The sequence below is a fragment of the Butyricicoccus sp. AF18-9LB genome (genome assembly GCF_027684505.1).
Classification (GTDB): domain Bacteria; phylum Bacillota; class Clostridia; order Oscillospirales; family Butyricicoccaceae; genus Agathobaculum; species Agathobaculum butyriciproducens.
The window spans coordinates 102,676-125,545 of sequence record NZ_JAQCWA010000005.1 but is presented as its reverse complement, the minus strand read 5'-3'; the positions used below and the strand labels follow the sequence as shown (position 1 = coordinate 125,545).

Genomic DNA, 22,870 nt, shown 5'->3' with positions numbered 1-22,870 from the left:
TGGGCGGGAAGCCATTTTAGGGCTTTCCCGCCTTGATTGCCTATCAGCAAAGACAGACGGGACTGTCAACGGCGGTGCATGAAATGCGCCGTTCATCTTGACCGTTGACTGGCTCGGATGTCTTTGCTATCCATTTGTGTTATTGCTCCCAGTTGTTTTCTTGAAGTAAAGAATATAATAATGTTGAATAGCTGCTGAGTGTATTTTGGACACGTCCGCTATATTCATTTTCAATAAAATCCAAATCATCCATATCTGTATGCATTATCAATCCATTCTTTTCTGTTTCGACAGGAGAACCATTTTCCCAGTTGTTTGCTTCAAAATATATGTACGGAATTCCTATGTCATTAAACGGTGCGTGGTCGCTTCTTTTTTGACCTGTAGGATAGGGATAATCGTTATTTCCGTCTGGTGGTAATTGTATGTTCAAGCCAATTTCCTTAACAATTTCGTAGGCTTTAAATACTGCTTCGGTATTATCAACAGTGCCGTTATCATTCACCTTACCGCCATACAAATAAAGGTAATCCCCAGCGAGGACAGTATCAATGTTTATCATCAATATAATATTTTCTCTTTCCTTTTCGGAAAGTGATTCAACGTATGCCCTTGAGCCATACATTCCCGGTTCTTCTGAACCGAAAAATACATATTGAATAGTATAGTATGTTGGAGTGTTGACCATTCGCAGGGCATTTTCCAAAGCAACAGATACGCCGGAGCCATTGTCATCTACACCATGTGTTCCAGCACTATCATAATGTGCGCCAACAATAATCGTTTTTTCGCTTTCTCCTTTTTTGGTTATCAAAATATTTTGACTTGAATTACTTTTTTCACCTCCATCGAATACATTTTGTATGGCTTCATCCATCATAGGCGTGGAATCATCTATTTCAAAAGACTCTATAGCTATGTCGCTTTCCGCATATCCACCATTTAAGAGGACGGACAAAATAAATACAGCCATTTCCGTTTCTTTTTCAGTGCCAGCAACGCGCCCCGGATAGTTTGATTGAATATGTTTTAAAAAATTATATGCGGGTATTCCATAATCATTTTGTTCGGGGGTTATCGAAATTTCTTGGGAAAGTGTTAGGTCTTTGGCTTCTTCAATCAGCTCTGTTTTTTTACTACCACACCCATATAAACCCGTACATAAAAAAGCACATACTAAAAAGCATGAAAGTATCTTTTTCATAAAATCAATCTCCTTTTTTCTCATCACTATCTTTTGACATTTGCGTCATCATTTTCTTCGCCAGCTGCTGGAATAGGTCGGCAGTTTCTTCGTCCATCGGCGCAAGCTGTCCGATCTGTCCGGTTATCATTGCTGTTACATCGTCAATGGAAAGCGGGTTTTGCTTCTGCTCCGACAGTGCGTCCCGCATGGCTTGGAACATAGCGGCGGTCACAGCTTCCCCCGGCTGTTCTCCGTTATCAATGTCTTTCTTAATGTCCCGCAGGATAGCAAGGAACACATTTTTGATTTTCTCAATCTCTGCTTCATGTTCCCCCATCTTCTGGGCGTTCAAAAATTGTAAATCCTGCTTTGCTTCCGCCCGGTGTTCCGGGTGTTCTTTCATCAAGTCGGACAGGGAAGCCGTTGCCATCTCGATAAGCTGGTTACGTGCCATTATCCCCTTTGCCGCCGTGTCCTGAAAATAAATCCGTATCAAATCTATCAGCTTGGGAAAATTCCTGTGTTCCAGTAAGCGATTGAGTATTTGCACATCAACAGCACCCGTCACAAGCCCCCTCACGGCTCCCTCTGACAAACCTAATTCAGAAATATCGTAACTTTTACGGACGCTCACGGTGGACAAGCCCAGTATATAGTCTGTCGATACCTTAAATTCCTTTGCCACTCCTATGAGAATATCACTGCTGACCGTTCTCGTTTCGCCGCTGACAATGCGGCTCAACTGGGAAGCGGAAACGCCTATCTTCTCTGCAAGTTCCTTTTGTGTGATATGGTTCCCGTTGCATAAATCGGAAATCCGCTGTCCGGGTGTTCCGGGTAAAGCCATAGATACGCACCTCCTCCACACACTTCCATTATACAGAATGATTGCAAAAATGCAATTTCCAAAGTGTAAACTTCATCAAAATGCAATTCTCGCAAAATTCCGGGGATTGCATTTTTTTCGTGTAGACTTAGGGTAGTTCATCGATGGACAGCACCTTGAAAACAGAATGACCGTCCGAAAAGGGATACCCCGGCTGGGGAAACACCGCAAGGAGCCGGACTTCGGGACAAAATGTCCCGAAGTTGCGGGGAGCGTGCCAACGCCGGAATACGCCGCAGGAATGGGGCAGGAAACCTTTTCGGGGAGAACGGCAACGGAAAGCAAAATGGAGGGAACGCATGAGAGATAACCCCTATAAAGACTTGCCGCCGCTGGAACGCAGGCCGGACGGTTCCCTTTACCGCATGACACCGGCGCAGAGGAAACAGGCGGCCAGCCTGATACGCCGGGAGTGCTGTTGCTGTGAGGACGGCAACTGCATTGCCCTTGACGATGGGGACACCTGCACCTGCCCGCAGACGGTTTCTTTCTCGGTCTGCTGTAAGTGGTTCCGCTGGGCGGTTTTGCCGCTGGACGGAACGCTGGAAGCGGAGATTTTCCGGGATAAGGACTTGAAACGCTGTGCGGTCTGCGGCGGCGTGTTCGTCCCCAAATCCAACCGGGCAAAATACTGCCCCGGCTGTGCCGCCAGAGTTCACAGGCGGCAGAAAACAGAAAGTGAACGGAAAAGGAGGTCTGCTGTGGACAGTTAGGAGCGAAAAAAGCCTTGATTTATCAGGTTTTGCGAGCCCCAAACCGGGGCGGGTGGTATAAAGTATCGCCCACCCCGGAAAACGGGCTTCTAACCGTCCACAAAACGCACTATGACAAATACCATCTATATCCATCAGCCGGAAAAGGCGTTCAGCTTCACCCGGCTCCCGAATTTTCTCTTTGAACCCCCCACATTCAAGCCCCTGTCCAACGAGGCAAAGGTTCTGTACGCCTTTATCCTGCGCCGGACAGAGTTATCCCGCAAGAATGGGTGGGCGGATGACTGCGGACGGATTTTCCTGTATTACCCTATCTGTGAGGTGGTTGACCTGCTCCACTGTGGGCGGCAGAAAGCGGTGAACACCCTGCGGGAACTGCAATACGCCGGACTGGTGGAGATCCAGAAGCAGGGCTGTGGAAAACCCAACCGCATTTTCCCAAAATCCTATGAAGCGGTTCCAAACACCGACTTCAAGAAATCCCGTTCTGGTACGCCGGAGGACTGAAAACCGTACCCATGAAGTACGGAAACCGCCCCCTTGAAGTACGAAAACCGGACGGTATATAGAAATACAAGGATTAAAATGATTGATTTATATCCATTCCATTCCTATCGTATCAGAGATAATTCCGGCGGGATTTTCCCTATGGAAAACTCCGGATAGGAAAGGAATGGGGAAAGGAGCAGAATGGCACAACACGCAATTTTGCGGTTTGAGAAGCACAAGGGCAACCCGGCAAGGCCGCTGGAAGCCCATCACGAAAGACAGAAAGAACAATACGCCAGCAACCCCGACATTGACACAAGCCGGAGTAAATACAACTTCCATATCGTCAAGCCGGAGGGACGCTATTACCACTTCATTCAGAGCCGTATCGAGCAGGCCGGATGCCGGACGAGGAAAGACAGCACACGGTTTGTCGATACACTGGTAACTGCCAGCCCGGAGTTTTTCAAGGGGAAATCCCCAAAGGAGATACAGGCGTTTTTCCAGAGGGCGGCGGCTTTCCTCATTGGCCGGGTAGGACGGGAAAATATCGTGTCGTCGGTGGTACACATGGACGAGAAAACGCCCCACCTGCATTTGACCTTTGTTCCGCTGACAAAGGACAACCGCCTGTGTGCAAAGGAGATTATCGGCAACCGGGCAAACCTGACGAAGTGGCAGGACGATTTTCACGCCTATATGGTAGAGAAATATCCCGACTTGGAGCGTGGGGAGAGTGCCAGCAAGACAGGCCGGAAGCATATCCCCACCCGGCTTTTCAAACAGGCGATTTCCCTCTCCAAACAGGCCAGAGCCATTGAAGCCGCCCTTGACGGCATTAACCCGCTGAACGCCGGAAAGAAAAAAGAGGAAGCCCTCTCCATGCTGAAAAAGTGGTTCCCGCAGATGGAGAACTTCTCCGGGCAACTGAAAAAGTACAAGGTCACAATCAATGACTTGTTGGCGGAGAATGAGAAGCTGGAAGCAAGGGCAAAGGCCAGTGAAAAAGGCAAGATGAAAGATACGATGGAACGGGCAAAGCTGAAAAGCGAACTGGACAATTTACAGCGGCTGGTTGACCGTATCCCGCCGGATATACTGGCGGAACTGAAACGGCAGCAGCGGCACACGGTAAAGGAAAGGTGAAAGATATAAGCAGAAATTTTCGCCGCTCCTGTGCGGCATTGTACCTTGAAAACTGAATATGGAGGACACTGGATGGCAAAAAGCGAAAGCGATATTTTTACACCCCGGACAGGGCAGGTCATACAAGCAGAGAACGGCACGCAGTATTTTGTATGTGGGAACAACCGTATAAAAATCTCCGAACACTTCGCCGCAGGCGGAAAGCCCCTCGGTGATCTGATTGTAGATGTGGTGCGGCATACCGCAGAAAAAGCCGCTTCAACCTGATAGCCCATCATTGATAACACGCCCACGCTTATGATATAATTGCCATAGAGCAAAAGTATTGTAAGCGTGGGTTGTTTCTTTAGAAGGAGGATTTTTAACGGTGAAACAACCTTACAATACTACGATTTACAACACGGCGCTTTATATGAGATTAAGCCGGGACGATGAAAACTATGGTGACAGCGTAAGCATTGAAACACAGCGGACAATCCTGCAACAGTACGCAAAGGAACAGGGACTTCATGTAGTCGGTGAGTATGTGGACGATGGCTGGTCGGGGACGAACTTTGAACGCCCGGATTTTCAGCGCATGATGGACGATGTGGAAGCCGGAAAAGTAAACTGCATTGTCACGAAAGACCTTTCCCGTTTCGGGCGGGAACATGTGATGATGGACTACTATCTGGAATTTCTGTTCCCGGAAAAACGGGTGCGCTACATCGCCGTTGCGGAGAATGAGGACACAGAGAAAGGGCTTTCCGATTTTGTCCCGTTCAAAAACCTGTTCAATGAATGGTTTGCGAAAGATACGAGCCGCAAGGTAAAGGCCGCTTTCAAAGCGAAGTTTGCCACAGGACAGCGTATCGTTGCCTATGCTCCCATCGGGTACAGGAAACACCCGGAAATCAAAAACAAGCTGATAATCGACGAGGAAACCCGCTGGATAGTGGAGAAGATTTTTGACCTTGCCATTCATGGCAGAGGGGCGGCCAGTATCACAAGAATACTGATTATGGAAAAGGTTCCCACACCGGGATTTATCAATTTCCAGCGTGATGGGACTTTTGCAAACATCTATGCGGGTGCGCCGGAGGAAAAAAGCTACGCATGGACGATAGCCCAGGTCAAGAGCATTATGAAAGATGAAACCTATATCGGCCATACCATCCACTACCGGGAAACGAACATTTCCTTTAAGAACAAGCGGAGGGTACGCAAGCCCCAAAGTGAATGGGTGCGGGTGGAGAATACGCAGGAGCCGATTATCAGCGAACAGGTTTTCCGGCAGGTACAGGAGCAGATAGCAAACCGCCGCAGGAAGTGCAAGGATGGTACAACGCAGATTTTTTCCGGATTGGTAAAATGTGCGGATTGCGGCTGGTCGCTGTCCTATGGGGAGAACAGGCAGAACAGCAAGCCTTACGGCCATTATCATTGTAGCAAGTACGGACAGGGCACACGCCAATGCTCCATGCACTATATCCGCTATGATGTGCTTTACGCCTATGTCCTCTCCCGTCTGCAATACTGGTCGGGGCTGGTACAGCATGATGAAGAACGGCTCTTGAAGCGGCTGTTAAATGCCACTGATAAGGGACAGGCCGCCGCAAGAAAGAAGCAGGCCGCAGAACTGAAAAAGGCAGAGAAGCGGAAAGCCGAAGTCGATACCCTGTTTGCCCGGATGTATGAGGACTGGGCGGCGGGGCGTATCACGGAATACAACTTCTCTATGCTGTCCGGGAAGTATCAAAGCGAACAGGCTGAACTGGACGAAAAGATTGAGCGGCTTCAATCTGCTATCGCCACTGAAAGCCAGAACGCCGCAGACGCAGAAAAATGGATTGCCTTGATGAAAGAGTGCGTCAATCCAACGGAACTGACCGCCGAACTTTTGAATACGCTGATTGAAAAAATCGTTGTCCATGAAGCGGTCAAAGGTGAGGACGGAAGCCGGGAACAGGAGGTAGAAATCTTCTACCGCTTTATCGGCAAAATTGATTAAATGACATCAATATCTTTAACTATGTGATACCGGCGGCGGTGCTCCCGATATCTCGCTCCTCCCGTTGTTATCACAGGCTCTCGGCGTGGACACCGAAGCCCTGCTGAGAGGCGATCTGGAGGAAAACGATATGACTAACGGCAATATGAAGAAAATGCGGTTTTACCGCTGTCCGGCCTGCGGCAATCTGCTGTTCTCGACCGATGACGCAGATGTGACCTGTTGCGGTGCAAAATTGACCAACCTCGTCATGCACAAACCGGACGAGGAAAATGCACTGCAAATTGAGCACAGCGACGGCGAATGGTATATCACCGCACCGCATGAAATGCACCGCGAGCACTATATCTCGTTCGTTGCATTTCTCACCGGAGACACGATGATCGTCAAAAAGCAGTACCCGGAATGGGGATTAGACGTGCGTCTGCCCTATATTCGGCACGGCATGCTGCTGTGGTACTGCACGAGGGACGGACTGTTCTATCAGAACATCTGAGCAAAGGCAGGGTAACCTGCCTTTTTCTCATTTTGCAGGAGGCTTTTTGCAATCCTTCATTTTTGGTTATATTTTTCGTAAAATCGACTTGCTTTTTTATGAGGGCAATGGTATAGTCAAAGAGAACTTTATACTACTAAATCTTGGAGGTAGTTCAAATGTACAAAGAAATGATGGATTCCATCGGTATGATCCAGTCGATCGACCCCGAGCTGGGCAGTGCGATGAACGAGGAGCTGCACCGTCAGCGCCAGAATATCGAGCTGATCGCCAGCGAAAATATCGTTTCTCCCGGCGTTATGGCTGCTATGGGCAGCGTGCTGACCAATAAGTACGCAGAGGGTCTCCCCGGCAAGCGCTACTACGGCGGCTGTGAATTTGTTGATAAGGTAGAGCGCATCGCAATCGAGCGCGCCTGTGAGCTGTTCGGTGCAAAGTATGCGAATGTTCAGCCGCACTCCGGTGCACAGGCCAACCTTGCGGTTTACTTCGCTCTGCTCGATCTGGGCGACACCGTTATGGGCATGGATCTGTCTCAGGGCGGTCACCTGAGCCATGGCTCTCCGGTCAACCAGTCCGGCAAGAACTACCACTTTGTTTCCTACGGCGTAAACGAGGACGGCTTCATCGACTACGCTGAGCTTGAGAAGGCTGTCAAGAAGCACCGCCCGAAGCTGATCGTTGCAGGTGCATCCGCGTATCCGCGTGCCATCGACTTCGAGAAAATGGCCGAGATCGCACATGGCTACGGTGCTTACCTGATGGTTGATATGGCGCACATTGCCGGTCTGGTTGCCGGCGGCCAGCACCAGAACCCGATGCCGTATGCTGACGTTGTTACCACCACCACCCACAAGACGCTTCGCGGTCCGCGCGGCGGCCTGATCCTGACCAACAACGCGGTTCTGGCAAAGCGTATTAACTCCGCTGTATTCCCGGGCACCCAGGGCGGTCCGCTTGAGCATGTTATCGCTTCCAAGGCGGTTTGCTTCGGTGAGGCACTGCAGCCGGAGTTCAAGGAGTACGCACGCAAGATCGTCGAGAATGCCAAGGCTATGGCTGCACAGCTGCAGGCACGCGGTGTCAAGCTGGTTTCCGGCGGCACCGACAACCACCTGCTGCTCGTTGACCTGACCGACGAGGAGTGCACCGGCAAGGATCTGGAGGCTCGTCTGGATTCGGTTCACATCACCGCCAACAAGAACACCGTTCCGGGTGAGAAGCGCAGCCCGTTCATCACCTCCGGCGTTCGTCTGGGCACTCCGGCCGCTACGACCCGCGGCATGGGTGTAGAAGAGATGAAGGTCATCGCGGACTGCATCGCAGACTGCATCTACCACTACGATGAGAAGAAGGACGAGATTTCCGCACGCGTTCTGGCACTCACTGAGAAGTTCCCGCTGTACGAATAATCTCCGGTTGCCGCGGAACTACTCATCCGGATTTCTGAGCAATGGCTGCATAAAGCTCCGGCGCACGCAAATCCGATGATACTCATACCAAAACAGAGCGTTTCACTGCTGTGAAGCGCTCTGTTTTCATTTCCGGGTAAGTCTCAAGCCTCTTGAAGAATACATTAAGCACATTTGTATCTGTAATTTTTCGACAACAGAAACAGGCCGACGCCTGCATTTTGCAGGCGTCGGCCTTGTACACATCTGACGCTTTTTCACTGATAATTATCGTAAGTTTATGGTAAGTTTGCCGTTTGACCTGCAAAAACCTCAGTGTTTACGCCGTTTTTCGGCACTTTTTAGTACATACCGCCCATATCCGGTGCAGCCGGAGCAGCCGGAACCGGCTCCTTCTTATCAGCAACCAGGCTCTCGGTGGTCAGAACCATCGAAGCAACGGATGCTGCATTCTGCAGTGCGGAACGGTTTACCTTGGTCGGGTCAACGATGCCGTTTGCAATCATGTCGCCGTAGGTCTCGGTTGCAGCGTCAAAGCCGTAGCCAACCTTGTCAGCGTGCTTAACCTTATCAACAACGATTGCGCCCTCGATGCCTGCATTGGCAGCGATCTGCTTCATCGGTGCTTCCAGACCGCGTGCAACGATCTGCATACCGGTCTTCTCGTCGCCGGTTGCCTCGGCAGCCAGAGCCTCAACCGCTGCGATAGCGTTTACATAAGCTACGCCGCCGCCTGCTACGATGCCTTCCTCAACAGCTGCGCGGGTTGCGTTCAGTGCATCCTCGATGCGGAGCTTCTGCTCCTTCATCTCGGTCTCGGTTGCAGCGCCAACCTTGATAACTGCTACGCCGCCGGCCAGCTTAGCCAGACGCTCCTGCAGCTTCTCACGGTCGAAGTCAGAGGTGGTGCGCTCGATTGCGCCGCGGATCTCAGCAACGCGGTTTGCGATAGCCTGCTTGTCGCCTGCGCCGTCAACGATGGTGGTGTTTTCCTTGGTTACCTTGATCTGACGGGCAGAACCCAGCATATCCATGGTAGCGTCCTTCAGCTCGATACCAACCTCCTCGGAGATTACGGTACCGCCGGTCAGGATTGCGATGTCGCGGAGCATATCCTTGCGGCGATCGCCAAAGCCCGGAGCCTTAACAGCTACGCAGGTGAAGGTGCCGCGCAGACGGTTTACGATCAGGGTGGACAGAGCCTCGCCCTCAACGTCCTCAGCGATGAGCAGCAGCTTCTTGCCGGCCTTAACGACCTGCTCGAGGATCGGCAGCAGCTCCTGAATGTTGGACAGCTTCTTATCGGTGATAAGAACCAGAGCGTCATCCAGATTTGCTTCCATCTTCTCGGTGTCGGTGCACATATACGGGGTGATATAACCGCGGTCGAACTGCATGCCCTCAACAACCTCAGAGTAGGTCTCAGCGGTCTTGGACTCCTCAACGGTGATAACGCCGTCGGTGGAAACCTTCTCCATAGCCTCTGCGATCAGGGTGCCGATCTCGTCGGAGCTGGAGGAGATAGCGCCTACACGGGCGATGTCGTTCGTGCCGTCAACCTTCTTGGAGTTCTCAGCAATCGCTGCAACAGCAGCCTTGACTGCCTTGGCGATACCGCGGCGCATTACCATCGGGTTTGCACCTGCTGCTACGTTCTTCAGACCCTCACGAACGAAAGCCTGCGCCAGAACGGTAGCGGTGGTGGTGCCGTCGCCTGCGATGTCGTTGGTCTTGGTGGCAACTTCCTTAACGAGCTGTGCGCCCATGTTCTCGAAAGCGTCATCCAGCTCGATCTCCTTGGCGATAGTAACACCGTCGTTGGTGATCAGCGGACCGCCGTACTTCTTATCCAGTACAACGTTGCGGCCCTTCGGACCGATGGTTACCTTAACGGTATCAGCGAGCTGATCAATACCGCGCTGCAGAGCCTTGCGCGCGTCCTCGCCGTAAATAAGCTGCTTAGCCATGATGAATTACCTCCTGAAAATTACTCTACGATTGCCAGAATGTCGCTCTGACGAACGATGATATACTTCTCGCCGTCCAGCTTAACCTCAGTACCGGTGTACTTGCCGGTGATGACCTTCTGGCCCTTCTGAACTTCCATCTTGATTTCCTTGCCGTCAACAACGCCACCCGGGCCTACTTCGATGATTTCAGCAACCTGGGGCTTCTCCTGTGCGGATGCGGTAAGAATAATGCCGCTTGCGGTGGTCTCCTCCGCCTCGACCATCTTGATAACTACGCGGTCGCAAAGGGGCTTGAGCTTCATAATGGATTCCTCCTATGAAAAATAAGATTTTACAATGTTGGGGGTTAGCACTCAAATTACCCGAGTGCTAACTTCGAGTATTATCTTACACCAAGGAGCCGCAATATGCAAGGGGGTAATCCGGAATTTTCACAAAAATTTTCTGAACAAATTATGAACAGTGCCCTGTACTGCTCAGCGTTTTGCCGGCCGTTTAGCAGACGGACGGTCAGAGTGCTTATTTACCGGCTTATTCTGTGCAGATGGGTCTTTAAAATACATATGCAGCTCGCACTTGATCATGCCGTTATACAGCTTGCGGCGCTTATCCGCCTTGCGGCCGTAGCAACGCTCGAACAGCGGGTCCGAGCTGAGCAGATACTGCTTCATCGGGCTGTTTTTTGTCGCTCTGCCGAGGTCGGCGTACAGCTTTTCCGCCTGCTGCAAGTCCAGCAGACGCTCACCGTACGGCGGATTGGCAAACAGTACGCCTGCACCGCTGTAATCGCGCTTTACTGCGTCCGCGCGCTCGAAGAACACCGTGTTCGCTACACCGGCCTTGCGCGCGTTCTCGATGGACAGCTGCACGCAGTCCGGGTCGATGTCGCTGCCGACGATATCGAATTTTGCATCCGGCTGGGCAAGGTCGAGTGCACTCTCGCGCGCCTGCTGCCAGACCGACTTGTCAAAGCAGCTCCACTTTTCCGCGTCAAAGCGGCGCAGCAGACCGGGGGCACGGCGCTGCGCGATCATGGCCGCCTCAATCGCGATCGTGCCCGAGCCGCAGAACGGGTCGAGGAACGGATCGCGCCCGCGCCAGCGCGCCAGCTTGACCATAGCCGCCGCCAACGTCTCACGAAGCGGCGCCGCATTGCTGTTGGCGCGGTAGCCGCGCTTGTGCAGACCGGCACCCGAGGTATCGAGGTACAGCTCAGCCACATCGTGCATGATGGCGAACTGAATCTGATACTTTTCACCAATCTCATCAAACCAGGTCTGACCGTACTTCGCGCCCAGGCGCGATACGACTGCCTTTTTGATTATCTTCTGGCAGTCCGGAATCGAGTGCAGCGCGGAGTCCAGACTGTGACCCTTGACCGGAAATGCGCCGTCCGCCGGAATGAACTGCTCCCACGGGAGTGCTTTTACACCCTCGAACAGCTGGTCGAACGTTTTGGCTTTGAATGTGCCGATGCGGATGAGCACACGCTCGGCGCACCGCAGGTTCAGGTTCGCCCATGCAAGCGTGTTTTCGTCACCGGTGAACAGCACGCGGCCGTTTTCCGCGTGCACGTCGGTCAGCCTGCCGCCGAAGCGCAGCTCATCCGCGACGATGCCCTCCAGCCCGAATAAAGTCGGGCAGCATAATGTAAGTTCCATCGTGTTTCCTCCAAAAAGGCTCCCGCCGTCATAGCAGGAGCCGAAAGTCCTTTTTAACCTTTATATTGTATCGGTTTTCGAGGATTTTGTCAAGATTTGCGGCGAGATAACGCGGTTTGCTGAATGCCGCTATCCGGAGCGTTATCGCTTGAGAAGCGATAACGCTCTTGCCTGCCCTGCACGGGCGCAAGAGGGAGACACCAAGGTTTGCCCGTAGGCCACTAAACCTTTTTCCGCGCCGTGTACGGATTAAAGCAGTGTTCGATTTGTGCAGGTAAAGCCAGCGCATTCATGTAAGCAAACAGATAGAATCGGCAATGGGTAAAGAGGGCGTTGTCCATTGCAAATTCCAAACAGGAGTGTTTCTATGAACACAGTGGGTATTGATGTTCCAAGCAGAAAGAGCACGGCTGCAGCGCTTCGTTCTTTGGGCGAGGTTGTTCAGCTGCCGTTGGATGTTGTCCGCAACGTGGAAGGATTGGCTTCTCTCGCCGAGCACTTGAAGGCACTTGACAGCGAAACCCGCGTTGTGTTGGAACACGCATCGTAGTTCGTGAACGCATCGTCATCCGGCGGTTCCGGCCAACTCCACTGCTCAATCGGCTCATTGATATGCACATCAAAGAACTTTGTTTCCGGTTCGCCGCACTCGCAGTTCGTTTCAAAGAAACACTCCGGCATGAACTCTGTTCCGTGCCAGCCTTTACCTTCTCCAGTTTCGGCATTATACTGCGTAAAGTACCAGCCGCTGCCCTCTGCTTCTCCTTCCTCCTGCTCAAAACGAACATATGGGAGATAGATCATTTTTCCGTTTTTCACACTTTTTCCTCCTTATGCGAGGACTATTTTTACTGCGGACAAATAAAAAGTGCCGGTAATGAGGATTTCATTACCGACACTTTCGATAAGGAAGGCTCTTTAGGGTCTTCCTTTTCTTTTTACCAAGAACTACCCTAATTACAGGAGTTATTGCCTATGCCCAGCAATATACCATCAAAGTCCGATGAAAACGGCGCAGCCGAATTCATCAAGCACCAGAAACTATGTGACTTGGATTACTATTCCCGCTTTTCGCGCGAAGAATTGGAAACCAAGCACGCCGATATTCTGCATCTGTACGAGGTCCTTAAGAAAGACACCCGCGTTTGGATTGCCTTATCGTTCGCCCTGATTCCGGTTAGTGTGCTTATCTTACGGGACTTTTATCTGCTGTTTACCAATCCCGCCTATGCCTTTTACACACCCAAAAATATGAACATCGCAGAGATCATCATTCTTCTTATACATATCGGAGTCCTTCTGCTGCACGCAGCATTCATCGCATTTTCCGTTTCTGACGGTTTCTATCTCGGCTTTCTTCGCCGGCAGAAAAAGACGGTCGAAGAGCTGCTTACCATCAACGAAACCAAGTAAAGGAGGCTCTTCTCTATGCATTTCTACATTTTCAAGCGCAATGAAACGCTGGACGTACTTCTGCTCCCCCACAAGGGAACAAACATGTACAGCTTCGTGAATCTCAGCAAAGGTCATATCTGCCCTTGCTTATTTCCCAGTATTGATGCCGCTATTGCTGACCTTGACGATCGACAGAAACGTGGCTTGATTCTGGGATACGATATTATTGCTTAAAATCAAAAGATCCCCTCTGCTCATATTGAGCAGAGGTTTTCTTTTGCCGCAAGCCGCCCTTCGCCTGCGGATCCGATTCTTCATTTCTTTATCATTTTTCGGAACACATACATTTCCTTGCCGATTCCTTTCCTGTGGGCAAAGAAAAAAGCACCAGCAATGAGAAAAGTCATTACTGGCACTTTTAACGTGTCATTTATTGATTTTTTACCGTTACGGTATCACTGCTCACGCATCTTTGCGAAGCACTCGCTGCAATATACTGGGCGGTCAGATTTCGGCTCGAACGGAACGCGAGCCTCGCCGCCGCAAGCAGCACAGGTAGCGGTGAAGAACTCACGCGGACCGCGTGCAGCGTTCTTGCGCGCGTCACGGCAGCTCTTGCAGCGCTGCGGCTCATTCTGGAAACCGCGCTCTGCGTAAAACTCCTGCTCGCCGGCGGTGAACACGAACTCCTTACCGCATTCCTTGCATACTAAAGTCTTGTCTTCGTACATGGTTTTTACCTCTCTTTGATACTGTTCCCTCGGGAAACTTGAAATATATGCGTACAGACACTGCGCCTGCTATCGCCTAAATAGGTTTAATGGCTGCCGATTTTCGCTTGATGCGCTGGACGGCATTATCCACAGATTTGATTGGTTTGTGCAGCGCTTCGGACATCTCTTCATACGATAAGCCGTCCAAAAACAACGTCAAAACCTGTGCCTCAAATTCAGACAAAAGCGAGTAGAGCTTCTTTTTCCGCTCTTCCCTCTCCTCATTGCCGATAACAAGCGATTCAGGATCACCATTCGGTGCAGTTACCCGGGTACGCGATTCCGCAAGGTCTTCAAACAGAGGTCGATCGATTGACATGGACTGATTGAGCGGGTCGTGCTTGAGCGACGCTGCCGCCTTCACTGCGGAATAAATCTTCCGCGTGATACACAACCGTGCAAACGCTCCAAAGGGTGCGCCCTTGCTCTCATCGTACTCCCGGACGGCATTCAGCAGCCCGAGCATACCCTCCTGCATCAGATCCTCCGCATCGGCGCCTGCCAGAAAGTAGGGCCGCGCACAGGTCTTGACCAGACGGGTATAACGACGGATCAGATTCTCCATCGCAGGTCCGTCTCCCTGCCGTGCCAGACGGCACAGCTTTTCATCCGGAATCCCGTTCGATGGCTGTATTTGATAATCATTTCTCATGTCAATAGCTATTATACGCGGTAGAATTGGAAATGTCAAGAAACGATTGTCATCTTTACCTATATCACACAAAAACGCGCTTCTATTTTTGTGCAATTATGACAATATTGTTGACGTTTTACTCTACAGTTACCGACTTTGCCAGGTTGCGCGGCTTATCGACATCACAGTTGCGCTCCACTGCGATATAGTATGCCAAAAGCTGCATCGGAATAATCGAGAGCGAAGCGGAAAATTCATACAGGCACTTCGGCAGGCGCACGATGTGCTGGCAGACCGACTCGTCCCCGGTGAAATCGTCCGTGGTGACGAGCACGACACTTGCGCCGCGCGCTACAACCTCGCGGATATTGGAGACCGTCTTCTCAAACAGTGCCGGCTGCGTTGCCAGAGCAACAACCAGAGTACCCTCCTCGATCAGCGAAATCGTGCCGTGTTTCAGCTCACCGGCAGCGTACGCCTCCGAATGAATATAGGAAATTTCCTTCAGCTTGAGCGAAGCCTCGAGCGCGGCGGCATAGTCCAGCCCGCGGCCAAGGAAGAACACGCTCGAGCGGTTTGCATACAGCGTAGCGATACGCTGCATATCCGACTGGCACCCCAGTGTCTGCTCAATGCATTCCGGCAGACGCTGCAGCTCAGCGCACAGCGCACGCTCGTCACCGATGGAAATCAGACCGCGCACACGCGCGATCTTAACCGAGATGAGGTACAGAGCGGACAGCTGTGCGGAATATGCCTTGGTTGTCGCAACCGAAATCTCCGGGCCGGCCCAGGTATATAGCACACCGTCTGCTTCGCGCGCAATCGTCGAGGAAACGACGTTTACGATTGCAATCGTGAACGCACCTGCCTGCTTGGCCAGACGCATGGCAGCCAGCGTGTCCGCCGTCTCGCCGGACTGGCTGATAACGATGCACATATCCTTTTTGCCGATGATCGGGTTCTCATAACGGAACTCGCTAGCAACCTCTGCCGTGCAGCGAATGCGGCACATCGCCTCAATCACGCGCTTGCCGACCATGCCTGCGTGCAGTGCAGAGCCGCAGCCGATGATATGGATATGCTCGATCTCACGCAGACGCTCGTCGGTCAGACCGTTGTCCTCGAATACAACCGCATCGTTTTTGATGCGCGGCTTAACCGTATCGGCAACTGCCTTGGGCTGCTCCATGATCTCCTTGAGCATAAAGTGCTGGTAGCCGCCCTTTTCCGCTGCGGACATATCCCACGTTACGGTCATGATTTCCTTCTCTACCGTATCGCCGAACTCGTTCATGACAACTACGCTGTCCGGGCGAACGATTGCAACCTCGTTATCATCCAGAATAATGTAACGCTTGGTGCGATTGATAATAGCGGTAATATCGGATGCGATCATGTTCTCGCCCTCACCGATACCGATAACCAGCGGGTTGCCGCGGCGTGCAGCAACGATCTCCTGCGTGTTATCCATCGAGACTACGCCCAGTGCGTAAGAGCCGCGCAAACGCTGTACGGCCTGCAGAACGGTCTTTGCCAGATCCTCCTGCTTGCCGGTGTGCAGATAGTCCACGAGGTGCGCGACAGTCTCCGTATCGGTCTCGGACTTAAACTCATAGCCGTGTGCCTCCAGACGCTCACGCAGCTCCTTGTAGTTCTCGATAATGCCGTTGTGTACAACTGCTACCTTGCCCTTGCCGCCCAGATGCGGGTGTGAGTTGCGGTCGGACGGCTCACCGTGCGTTGCCCAGCGGGTGTGGCCGATACCGCAGGTGCAGTACATGTCGCCGCCTTCCTCCTTGATCTTCTCCTCAAGGTTTGCAATGCGGCCGCGCGCCTTGACAACGCGCAGACCGTCCTTCGTGAAGGCAGCCACACCAGCAGAGTCATAGCCACGGTATTCCAGACTGTACAGACCCTTGATGAGAATCGGAAGCGCGTTCTCGCGTCCGGTGAATCCAACGATTCCACACATAAAATAATACTCCTTTGCAACGGTAAATATAACATATCTTCCGCAACATTTCAGTATGAGCCTTAGACAGCACGGAACAATGAAAGCTGCGGCTTCCTGCACGAACTCCGGTCGCGCTGCCGCTCCGCTTTGTGAAGATTTTACGTCCTGACTGCATTACGATTTTACGATAATACATCAATCATTACCGCCAAACACGCCTTGTTAGTCCGTAAAACTCTCTCACAAATCGCTCTTGTTTAATTATTCCGTATTGCCTTACCTCAATATATGCGGTGAATTTCTAATTTTGGGTATAAAAATAGTGCGTTACGCATAACTGCTCTGTCGATACGGTCGCCCGTATGTTTTAACAGCCTGCTGACGATCAACCCACTTGTGACCGAAGGGCACCCGCCGAATACTTTCGATTAACCCTTTCCTCGTCAACTGCGATACCGGCTGCACCGCAGTTCTGGCGCTTAGCATATTATGGAATTGTGCGCAAATGCTCCCACCTCCCTGTTCAGAATGAAGAAAGTGGGTGTGCAAACCACACCCACTCCTGTTGGCTCTTTTACATTATACAACAGACTCGATGACTTTGGCAACCTTTTTTGCCAAAGTATCTACCTGCTCACTGTTCGTGCCCTCTACCATGACGCGCACAAGCGCCTCCGTGCCGGACGGACGAACCAGGATTCGGCCGTTATTGCCCAACTCCGCAGAAGCCGCATCGATAGCCGCCTTGACCTCGGGCAGCTGCTGCAGGGTAGCCTTTTTATCGTTCGGCACCTTGACGTTGATCATCAGCTGCGGCCACGGCTCAACCTCAGCTGCGATCTCCGAGCACTTCTTGCCGCTCGCCTTGAGGATAGACATAAACTGCAGTGCAGTCAGCTCACCGTCACCGGTGGACGCATACTCAAGGAAAATAACGTGTCCGGACTGCTCGCCGCCCAGAATGTAGCCCTTCTTGAGCATCATTTCGAGCACATAGCGATCGCCGACGTTGGAGCACTCGATCTTCATGCCGTTCTTATCGGCGTAGGCGTGCAGACCCATGTTGGACAGAATGGTGGCAACAAATGCGCCGCCGCGCAGCTTGCCTTCCTTCTTCATGTGCGCCGCGCAGACTGCCATAATGCGGTCGCCGTCCAGCTCCTCGCCAGTCTCGTCTACGATCAGGCAGCGATCCGCATCACCGTCAAAGGCAACGCCAAGATCAAAATTGCCCGAGCGGACGCGCTCCTTCAGCTGACCGAGATGGGTGGAGCCGCAGTTATCGTTGATATTGATGCCGTCCGGCTCATAGAAGCGGATTTCCGCCTTGCACTCGACCAGACGCATGAGGCGCTCCACCGTTGTGGAGGAAGAGCCGTTTGCACAGTCCACCGCTACGCGCAGACCGGACAGGTCGCCCTTGATGGTATCTGCAAGGTGGTCGGTGTACTCGACTACCGGGTCGATCTCGCTTTTGAGTACACGGCCGATCTTCTCGTGGGTCATCTTCGGAATAGACTCGAAATCGTCGATCAGGTCCTCAATCCTTGCCTCAGTTTCGTCCGGCAGCTTGTAGCCGTTGCCTGCAAAAATCTTGATGCCGTTGTACTCAAAGGAGTTGTGGCTTGCGGAAATGACAATACCCGCATCTGCCTTGTGCTTGATGGTGAGGAAAGCGACCGCCGGCGTCGGGATAACGCCGAGCAGCTCTACATCCGCGCCAACCGAGCAGATGCCCGCGACCAGCGCGTTCTCCAGCATATCCGAGGATACGCGGGTGTCCTTGCCGATCAGCAGCTTCGCCTTGCGGCCGTGTGCAGACTCCTGCGTGAGTGCATATGCCGCTGCCGCGCCGATCTTGAACGCCAGCAGTGCATCAAGTTCCGAGTTCGCTACACCGCGAACGCCGTCTGTTCCAAAATATCTACCCAAATGAAACACCTAACTTTCTTGTATGATAAAGGCGGGGAAATGATTGCATTACAGCATTTGCTGTCCGTCCGCCGGTTCCAGATTCAAATGACGGTAAGCCTGCAGCGTCACGCAGCGTCCGCGCGGCGTGCGGCTGAGAAAGCCGATCTGCATGAGATACGGCTCATAAACATCTTCCAAGGTGATCGCTTCTTCGCCGATGGTCGCGGCCAGCGTATCCAGTCCGACTGGACCGCCGCCGTAGTTCTGGATGATGCTTTTGAGCATCCTGCGGTCTACGTTATCCAGACCTAACTCATCAATCTCGAGTGCACGAAGCGCAATGTCGGCACTTTTTCTGTCAATCGTACCGGTGCCGATTACCTGTGCAAAGTCTCGCACGCGGCGCAGAAGCCGGTTGGCGATTCGCGGCGTACCGCGGCTGCGGCGCGCAATCTCGAATGCGCCATCGTGTTCGCACGGTACATTAAGAATGCCTGCCGAGCGTTCAACAATACCGCACAGCTCCTCAGGTGAATACAGCTCCAGACGGAGCATGACGCCGAAGCGGTCACGCAGCGGACTGGTCATCTGACCGGCACGCGTAGTCGCGCCGATGAGCGTAAATTTCGGCAGGTCGATACGGATCGAGCGCGCCGAAGGCCCCTTGCCGATGATGATATCGAGTGCATAGTCCTCCATCGCAGGATAGAGAATCTCCTCTACCGCACGGTCGAGACGATGAATCTCGTCAATAAACAAAATATCATTCTCTGAGAGATTTGTCAATAAAGCCGCCAAATCTCCCGCTTTTTCGATCGCCGGACCACTCGTAACACGGATATTCACGCCCATTTCTGCGGCAATGATGCCCGCGAGTGTGGTCTTGCCCAGACCCGGCGGGCCGTACAGCAGCGTATGGTCGAGCGATTCACCGCGCATTTTCGCGGCCTGTATGTAAATACTCAGGTTTTCCTTGGCTTTTTTCTGACCGATATAGTCCGCCATGGATTTCGGACGGAGCGAATTCTCGGTCTCGTCCTCGCTGAGCTGGCGGGTGGAGATGATGCGCTCATCATCCGTCATGCCGCCGGAAAATTCAATACTCAAAGGTACACTCTCCTACTTGATCAGGCTTTTATCGTCCAAAATCAGGACTTGACCAGCTTTTTCAAGCACTGGCGGATGATCTCGTCCGCCTCCATGCTGGCAGCATCCAGACCCTCCATCGCGTGCAGCGCCTCTGCCTGCGTATAGCCGAGCACCATAAGCGCCGCGACTGCCTCCTGCGTGTGGTTGACACCGCCGGAAACGGCGGCTGCCGCCACCGGAGACGCTGCAGATGCGGTCTCCAGCTGCTCCTTGCTCATCTTGTCGCGCAGCTCAAGTACAATGCGCTGTGCGATCTTCTTGCCGATGCCCGGCGCCTGCATGAGCATTTTTTCATCGCCGGTGATAATGCTGAGCGCCAGTCTGTCCGGCGGTGCGACCGACAGGATGGACAGTGCCGCCTTCGGGCCAACACCGTTAACGCTGGTCAGCATCAGGAAGCAGGACTTCTCCTCCTCGTCGATAAAGCCGTACAGCTCAAACACGCCCTCACGGACATTGAGCCAGGTCAGCAGACGCGCTTTTTCGCCGGTTTTCAGCTTGCCGATGGTGTTCTGCGAAGCGTGGCAGGCATAGCCTACACCGCCGCAGTCGATCACCGCAAGCCCCTGCTGGAGCACGGAAACCGTGCCGTCTACATAATAAAACATCTATTTAAACCTCATAATAAGCCTTCATAGCGCATGGCCTGCCGGGAATGCCCGTGGCAGATGGCCAGCGCAAGCGCATCCGCGGCATCGTCCGGACGCGGCAGCTTGGTGAGATGGAGAATGCTTTTCGTCATTTCCATCACCTGTTTTTTCTCCGCGCCGCCGTAGCCGACAACGGACAGCTTCACCTGATTTGGTGTATAGGATACCGGATGCAGTCCCTTCTGGGCCAGCGCCAGCAGAATTACACCGCGCGCCTGCGCAACCTGAATGCCGGTTGTGACGTTTTTCGAGAAGAAAAGCTCCTCGATTGCCACCTCGTCCGGGTGAAATGTGTCCACCAGCGTACAGATATCATCGTAAATCTCACATAAGCGCAGGTGCATCGGTGTTCCGGGAGCGGTTTTTGCCGCACCGTACTGCACCGGCGTAAATTTCATATTATCGAACCGCACCACGCCATAGCCAATCGTGCCGTAGCCCGGGTCGATGCCAAGAATCGTTATCATTTCTTTATAACCTCAAAATTATACCACGTTCGCACACATTGTGCAATAAATTTTAGTGGCAGGTTAATGGAAAATTGAGAACCGCGGTTACGCGCAAAGCGCATTATTGAATTGCCACTCTGTGGGCGGACACATTCATTCTCCATTTCCCATTCTCAATTCTTCTTCCGTTGGCATAACCGCGCCCTTATGCTGCACGGTATACGCCGAACATTCGGACGAAAATGTCAGATAATCCGCAAGTTTCTCCTGCGGGATGTCTGCGAGCGTTTCCGCTGTCACGCCGTCGCGGGTAAGCTGATACAGGAACGACCCGATGAACGAATCGCCCGCTCCGGTGGTATCCGCGACCGTCACTGGCAGCGCTTTGGTCTCGGCGCTCGCGTTCGGCGTGTAGACTGCCGCGCCGTCCGCGCCGCGTGTCACAAGCAGCAGCCTGCAGCCCTGCGAAAACAGAAGCTCTGCCGCTTCCCTCTCGGTTTTGCAGCCGGTGCAGAATTCAACTTCATCATCCGACAGCTTCACGAGGTCTGCACACGGCAGAAACTCACGAATCGCTGCCTGACAGCTTTCCGGGCTGTCCCACAGCGGCAGGCGCACGTTAGGGTCAAACGAGAGGAACGCGCCTGCGTCCTTTGCCAGCCGGATGGCCTTGCGATGTGCCTGCTTGACAGGTGCATCTACCAGATCGACCGAGCAGAAGTGCAGCACGGCACAGTCCGCGAAAATATCCGGCGTAATCTGCGCTTCATCGAGAAACAGGTCTGCCGAGGGATTGCGGTAGAAGGAAAACTCGCGGTTGCCGTTCTTATCAAGTGAAACAAACGCCAGCGCGGTATTCGCCCGTCCGGTGCGGAACACCGTTGAGATGTTCACGCCGTTTGCGTGCAGCGTTTTGAGAATGTGCGTACCGAATGCATCCTCTCCCACCTGCGAAATCATCTGCGCTCTGCCGCCGAGACGCGCCACTGCGGTTGCCACATTGGCCGGCGCACCGCCCGCGACACGCTCAAACTGCACGACCTCATCAAGTGCACAGCCGCGCTGCTGCGGCACGAAATCAATGAGCAGTTCGCCGATTGCCACTACTTTTTTCATCGTTCATTCCCCCAGAATATGTCGGTAAATCGCCTGCGCGACGCCGTTTTCCGCATTACTTCCGGTGATAACGTCCGCTGCTTCGCGGATGCACGGCTCGCTGTTTGCCATGGCAACGCCCAGCCCCGCCATCTGCAGCATGGTCAGATCGTTTTCGCTGTCACCGATGGCAATGACGTTGGCCAGCGTGCAGCCGAGGTGATGCGCCAGCCATTCCAGTCCGCGTCCCTTGTGCACACCCACGCGGTTGACCTCGACATTGCGCAGCTCTCCGCCATACATGACGGACGGCGCAAGCTCGAAAATACCGTATTTATCGAGCGCAGCTGTCAGCGGCGCGATTGCATTCGGGTCATCGTGATAAAGAATCGCCTTGGTGAATGGGCGCGGCTCGTCTGCGAGCGCAGCGCGCCACGCATTCTTGTCCCCGACAAAGTGATAACCCTCGTCGGCCTCGTCCATCACGACCCGTCCGCGCCGCTGCAGATTCTCGAGAAAATGCCGAAAAGCATGTCCATAGTACAAATCCTGCGTGGTATACAGGCATGGGTCGGTATCAATGGCAGTGCACTCGTTCAGGATGATGTCCACCATTTCTGTGCTCAGACCGTCGAAAAACGCCGGTTCCCTGTCGTCTGGATGCTGCACTGCCGCGCCGTTTGCGGTGACGAGCCAGTCCGGTGCGGCTTCCAGCTGTTCGCTGAAGCGGCGCACCTCGCGCACGTTGCGTCCGGTGCACAGCACGATCTGCACGCCCGCCTGCTGCGCCATGCGTACCGCGCGGGCGTTCTCCGGCGTGATGCGGCTCTGCGCATCCAGCAGCGTTCCATCTAAATCCAATGCCAGAATTTTGTATTGATTCGTCATATTCATACTCGTTTCCT

Annotated in this window: 24 protein-coding genes; 9 read left to right on the top strand and 15 right to left on the bottom strand. The window is 52.9% G+C overall.

Annotated features, from left to right (window positions below):
• Positions 1–139 precede the first annotated feature (139 nt).
• Both PGY33_RS05250 and PGY33_RS05245 read right to left on the bottom strand, forming a co-directional pair.
• A complete protein-coding gene (locus tag PGY33_RS05250) occupies positions 140–1,204 on the bottom strand; it encodes a M28 family metallopeptidase (RefSeq protein ID WP_118140213.1) in 1,065 nt (354 codons plus the stop codon).
• 4 nt (positions 1,205–1,208) lie between these two features.
• A complete protein-coding gene (locus PGY33_RS05245) occupies positions 1,209–2,033 on the bottom strand; it encodes a helix-turn-helix domain-containing protein (protein WP_002569772.1) in 825 nt (274 codons plus the stop codon).
• Between the two features lie 338 nt (positions 2,034–2,371).
• On the opposite strand from PGY33_RS05245, the gene PGY33_RS05240 reads away from it, so the two are divergent.
• The 7 genes from PGY33_RS05240 (at position 2,372) to glyA (ending at position 8,318) form a co-directional block, all read left to right on the top strand.
• Positions 2,372–2,785, top strand: coding sequence for a cysteine-rich VLP domain-containing protein (locus PGY33_RS05240; RefSeq protein ID WP_008373577.1), 414 nt, complete (start codon positions 2,372–2,374; stop codon positions 2,783–2,785).
• A 111-nt stretch (positions 2,786–2,896) separates the two neighbouring features.
• Entirely contained in the window at positions 2,897–3,292 is a 396-nt protein-coding gene (locus tag PGY33_RS05235) for a replication initiator protein A (RefSeq protein WP_118140211.1), read from the top strand.
• A 183-nt stretch (positions 3,293–3,475) separates the two neighbouring features.
• Positions 3,476–4,420, top strand: coding sequence for a MobV family relaxase (gene mobV, locus PGY33_RS05230; RefSeq protein ID WP_195556786.1), 945 nt, complete (start codon positions 3,476–3,478; stop codon positions 4,418–4,420).
• A 72-nt stretch (positions 4,421–4,492) separates the two neighbouring features.
• A complete protein-coding gene (locus PGY33_RS05225; RefSeq protein WP_002334813.1) occupies positions 4,493–4,687 on the top strand; it encodes a hypothetical protein in 195 nt (64 codons plus the stop codon).
• Positions 4,688–4,787: 100 nt separating this feature from the next.
• Entirely contained in the window at positions 4,788–6,410 is a 1,623-nt protein-coding gene (locus tag PGY33_RS05220) for a DUF4368 domain-containing protein (protein ID WP_442865563.1), read from the top strand.
• A 130-nt stretch (positions 6,411–6,540) separates the two neighbouring features.
• Entirely contained in the window at positions 6,541–6,906 is a 366-nt protein-coding gene (locus PGY33_RS05215; RefSeq protein ID WP_116704907.1) for a hypothetical protein, read from the top strand.
• Positions 6,907–7,064: 158 nt separating this feature from the next.
• Complete coding sequence (gene glyA / locus PGY33_RS05210; RefSeq protein ID WP_110436868.1) at positions 7,065–8,318, top strand: serine hydroxymethyltransferase; 1,254 nt, start codon at positions 7,065–7,067, stop codon at positions 8,316–8,318.
• A 341-nt stretch (positions 8,319–8,659) separates the two neighbouring features.
• On the opposite strand, the gene groL is transcribed toward glyA, so the two are convergent.
• The 4 genes from groL to PGY33_RS05190 form a co-directional block, all read right to left on the bottom strand.
• Positions 8,660–10,285, bottom strand: coding sequence for a chaperonin GroEL (groL, locus tag PGY33_RS05205; RefSeq protein ID WP_188885514.1), 1,626 nt, complete (start codon positions 10,283–10,285; stop codon positions 8,660–8,662).
• 20 nt (positions 10,286–10,305) lie between these two features.
• Complete coding sequence (locus PGY33_RS05200) at positions 10,306–10,590, bottom strand: co-chaperone GroES (RefSeq protein WP_110436870.1); 285 nt, start codon at positions 10,588–10,590, stop codon at positions 10,306–10,308.
• 174 nt (positions 10,591–10,764) lie between these two features.
• Positions 10,765–11,949, bottom strand: coding sequence for a THUMP domain-containing class I SAM-dependent RNA methyltransferase (locus tag PGY33_RS05195; protein ID WP_270477637.1), 1,185 nt, complete (start codon positions 11,947–11,949; stop codon positions 10,765–10,767).
• Positions 11,950–12,390: 441 nt separating this feature from the next.
• Positions 12,391–12,768: a hypothetical protein gene (locus tag PGY33_RS05190; RefSeq protein WP_270477635.1), complete on the bottom strand. Its 378-nt coding sequence runs from the start codon at positions 12,766–12,768 to the stop codon at positions 12,391–12,393.
• Positions 12,769–12,924: 156 nt separating this feature from the next.
• On the opposite strand from PGY33_RS05190, the gene PGY33_RS05185 reads away from it, so the two are divergent.
• Together PGY33_RS05185 and PGY33_RS05180 are read left to right on the top strand one after the other, a co-directional pair.
• A complete protein-coding gene (locus PGY33_RS05185) occupies positions 12,925–13,362 on the top strand; it encodes a hypothetical protein (protein ID WP_270477634.1) in 438 nt (145 codons plus the stop codon).
• 15 nt (positions 13,363–13,377) lie between these two features.
• Positions 13,378–13,578 carry a hypothetical protein gene (locus PGY33_RS05180; protein ID WP_270477633.1) on the top strand — a complete coding sequence of 67 codons (201 nt, stop codon included), beginning with the start codon at positions 13,378–13,380 and terminating at the stop codon, positions 13,576–13,578.
• 221 nt (positions 13,579–13,799) lie between these two features.
• Here the strand turns inward: PGY33_RS05180 and PGY33_RS05175 are convergent, their stop codons facing one another.
• The 9 genes from PGY33_RS05175 to PGY33_RS05135 form a co-directional block, all read right to left on the bottom strand.
• Positions 13,800–14,075, bottom strand: a complete 276-nt coding sequence (locus PGY33_RS05175) for a zinc-ribbon domain containing protein (protein ID WP_117490422.1) — start codon at positions 14,073–14,075, stop codon at positions 13,800–13,802.
• Between the two features lie 76 nt (positions 14,076–14,151).
• Positions 14,152–14,682: a sigma-70 family RNA polymerase sigma factor gene (locus PGY33_RS05170; protein ID WP_227601148.1), complete on the bottom strand. Its 531-nt coding sequence runs from the start codon at positions 14,680–14,682 to the stop codon at positions 14,152–14,154.
• 205 nt (positions 14,683–14,887) lie between these two features.
• The gene (gene glmS, locus PGY33_RS05165; protein ID WP_117490424.1) at positions 14,888–16,726 is read right to left on the bottom strand and encodes a glutamine--fructose-6-phosphate transaminase (isomerizing); all 1,839 of its coding nucleotides are present in this window, start codon (positions 16,724–16,726) and stop codon (positions 14,888–14,890) included.
• Positions 16,727–17,287: 561 nt separating this feature from the next.
• Positions 17,288–18,640 carry a phosphoglucosamine mutase gene (gene glmM, locus PGY33_RS05160; protein WP_110436909.1) on the bottom strand — a complete coding sequence of 451 codons (1,353 nt, stop codon included), beginning with the start codon at positions 18,638–18,640 and terminating at the stop codon, positions 17,288–17,290.
• Positions 18,641–18,688: 48 nt separating this feature from the next.
• Positions 18,689–19,729, bottom strand: coding sequence for a Holliday junction branch migration DNA helicase RuvB (ruvB, locus tag PGY33_RS05155; protein ID WP_202183319.1), 1,041 nt, complete (start codon positions 19,727–19,729; stop codon positions 18,689–18,691).
• Positions 19,730–19,770: 41 nt separating this feature from the next.
• Positions 19,771–20,379, bottom strand: a complete 609-nt coding sequence (gene ruvA, locus PGY33_RS05150; protein ID WP_270477630.1) for a Holliday junction branch migration protein RuvA — start codon at positions 20,377–20,379, stop codon at positions 19,771–19,773.
• Positions 20,380–20,390: 11 nt separating this feature from the next.
• A complete protein-coding gene (gene ruvC, locus PGY33_RS05145) occupies positions 20,391–20,885 on the bottom strand; it encodes a crossover junction endodeoxyribonuclease RuvC (protein WP_110437233.1) in 495 nt (164 codons plus the stop codon).
• 138 nt (positions 20,886–21,023) lie between these two features.
• Positions 21,024–21,986 (bottom strand): carbohydrate kinase family protein, encoded by a 963-nt coding sequence (locus tag PGY33_RS05140; RefSeq protein WP_118479679.1) that lies wholly within the window; start codon positions 21,984–21,986, stop codon positions 21,024–21,026.
• A 3-nt stretch (positions 21,987–21,989) separates the two neighbouring features.
• On the bottom strand, positions 21,990–22,853 hold the full coding sequence (locus PGY33_RS05135; protein ID WP_158575114.1) for a Cof-type HAD-IIB family hydrolase: 864 nt from the start codon (positions 22,851–22,853) through the stop codon (positions 21,990–21,992).
• Between the last annotated feature and the right edge of the window lie 17 nt (positions 22,854–22,870).